The sequence below is a fragment of the Accumulibacter sp. genome, assembly GCF_023806565.1.
GTDB lineage: Bacteria > Pseudomonadota > Gammaproteobacteria > Burkholderiales > Rhodocyclaceae > Accumulibacter.
This window is the reverse complement of record NZ_JAMTDV010000012.1, coordinates 43,579-46,362: the sequence shown is the minus strand read 5'-3', so window position 1 is coordinate 46,362 and position 2,784 is coordinate 43,579. Positions and strand designations below refer to the sequence as shown.

The following is a 2,784-nucleotide window of genomic DNA, read 5'->3' as shown; positions in this document are numbered from 1 at the left end:
CGACGACAGTGATCGACGCCAACACGGAAATCTGGAAGTTCGTGTCGCGCTTCAGTCTGTCGCCGTAGTGTCTGGGCACGCCATCGTGCGCAAGGATTCGACCCGGCAGATGATGAATCCCCGCGGCGACCGGCGCAAGTTGCCGCAGGTGGCTGCAGCGCAAGCCCCCGGTTGATGTGAAACAAGGGGCCGCCCGAACGCCGTCATTCCGGCGCAGGCAGGAATCCAGCGCGGTAGCGTCTGGGCACCAGCCCCGGATCGGAGTCGGGGGTGAGGTTCCTGCGCCGGTGCGACGGGTTTGATGCTTCGTGGTGTATTCGAAATCATGCCCGTCAGGGCCATTGACCGAGACTATCAAGGTCATTGCCAGAAAAAATTGGATTCTCGGGCACGCGGAACCTACCATCAGGAAGAGATGATCGGCGAGGTCGTCGATCGTATCCCGTGGAAGGAGATAGCCATGTCGACCGAAGCAAAGTGCCCATTTTCCATTGGCCAAGGTGCCCGTACCACGGCTGGAGTCCAGTCCAATCGCGACTGGTGGCCCAGCCAGCTGAACCTGGACATCCTCCATCAACACGCGCCGGCAGCGAACCCGATGGACCCGGACTTCGACTACGCCGAGGCCTTCGGCAAGCTCGATTTCGCCGCGTTGAAAAAGGACCTTCACGCGCTGATGACCGATTCGCAGGATTGGTGGCCCGCCGACTGGGGCCATTACGGCGGGCTGTTCATCCGCATGGCATGGCACAGCGCAGGCACGTACCGCACCGCCGACGGGCGCGGCGGCGGCGGGACCGGCAACCAGCGCTTCGCTCCGGTCAATAGCTGGCCGGACAACGCCAACCTGGACAAGGCGCGGCGGCTGCTCTGGCCGATCAAGCAGAAGTACGGAAACCAGATTTCCTGGGCCGACCTGATGATCCTCGCCGGCAATTGTGCGCTCGAATCGATGGGCTTCAGAACCTTCGGTTTTGGCGGTGGCCGGGTCGATATCTGGCAGCCCGAGGAGGACATCTACTGGGGCCGCGAAGACCAGTGGCTCGGCGACCAGCGCTACACGGGCGACCGCGAACTCGAAGTTCCTCTGGCAGCGGTGCAGATGGGGCTGATCTACGTGAACCCGGAAGGGCCGAACGGTGTTGCCGACCCGGTCGCGTCGGGCCGTGACGTGCGTGAAACCTTCGCGCGCATGGCGATGAACGACGAGGAAACCGTCGCGCTCGTCGCCGGCGGTCACACTTTCGGCAAGGCGCACGGCGCAGGCGATCCCGCGCTCGTCGGACGCGAACCCGAAGGTGCGCCGATCGAAGCGCAAGGTCTCGGCTGGATCAACCGCTTCGCTTCGGGCAAGGGCGCGCACACCACGACCAGCGGTATCGAAGGCGCCTGGAAGCCCAACCCGACGAAATGGGACAACGGCTACTTTGCCATCTTGTTCGGTTACGAATGGGAACTCGTCAGGAGCCCGGCCGGCGCGCAGCAGTGGGTGGCCAGGGACGTCAAGCCCGAACACATGATCCCCGACGCTCACCATCCAGGCAAGAAGCACCCGCCGATGATGACCACGGCCGATCTGTCGCTGCGCTTCGACCCGATCTACGAGCCGATCGCGCGCCGCTTCCACGAGGATCCGCAGGCTTTCGCCGACGCGTTTGCACGCGCCTGGTTCAAGCTGACGCATCGCGACATGGGTCCGAAGGTCCGTTACCTGGGCCCCGAAGTTCCGGCCGAAGACCTGATCTGGCAGGACCCGGTTCCCCCGGTCGACCACCCGCCGATCGATGCCAGGGAGATCGCCGATCTCAAGGCGACAATTCTCGGCGCCGGGCTGTCGATCGCCGAACTGGTATCGACGGCGTGGGCTTCCGCGTCGACGTTCCGTGGCTCCGACAAGCGCGGTGGCGCGAACGGTGCGAGGATTCGCCTCGCACCGCAACGTGACTGGCAGGTCAATCAACCGCCTCGGCTGGCGAAAGTGCTGAGCGTCCTCGAAGGCATTCAGCAGGAGTTCAACGGTTCGCAGACCGGCGGCAAGAAGGTCTCGCTCGCCGACCTGATCGTGCTCGGCGGCTGTGCGGCAGTTGAAGCGGCGGCGAAGGCGGCCGGCTCGGCGATCGAAGTGCCCTTCGCGCCGGGAAGGACCGATGCCTCGCAGGAACAAACCGACGTCGAGTCGTTCGCCGTGCTCGAGCCTCGTGCCGAGGGTTTCCGCAACTATCAGCAGCACGCGTACTCGGTGGCGGCCGAAGAACTGCTCGTCGACAGGGCGCAGTTGCTGACCCTCAGCGCGCCCGAAATGACCGTGCTCGTCGGCGGCCTGCGCGTGCTCGGAGCGAACGCCGGCGACTCGCCGGACGGCGTGTTCACCAAACGCCCGCAAGCGTTGACCAACGACTTCTTCGTCAACCTGCTCGACATGCGCACGGTCTGGGCTGCCGACGCCGATTCACCGGGCCGCTTCGTCGGCCGCGACCGGGCGACCGGCGAGGTCAGATGGACGGGCACGCGGGTCGACCTGATCTTTGGGTCCAACTCGCAGTTGCGCGCGCTGGCCGAGGTGTACGCACAGCAGGACGCGCAGGCGAAGTTCGTCCGCGACTTCGTTGCCGCCTGGACCAAGGTGATGAACCTCGACCGCTTCGATCTCTGAGCCATGCAAGGCCGCGAATCTTGAATGCGCTTCTCGAGTTTGGGCAATTGGCGGTTCGCCATGTTTTCACTCTTTGGGTGGCCATGCCTGACCAGTCGGTCAACAGGACGGCCTGCCAGCTATGCTGGCAG

At 64.6% G+C, this 2,784-nt stretch carries 1 protein-coding gene; it reads left to right on the top strand.

Annotation, left to right across the window (positions count from 1 at the left end):
* Nucleotides 1-460: 460 nt before the first annotated feature.
* Complete coding sequence (gene katG, locus NFV80_RS01290; protein WP_296757575.1) at nucleotides 461-2,653, top strand: catalase/peroxidase HPI; 2,193 nt, start codon at nucleotides 461-463, stop codon at nucleotides 2,651-2,653.
* The last annotated feature ends 131 nt before the right edge of the window (nucleotides 2,654-2,784 follow it).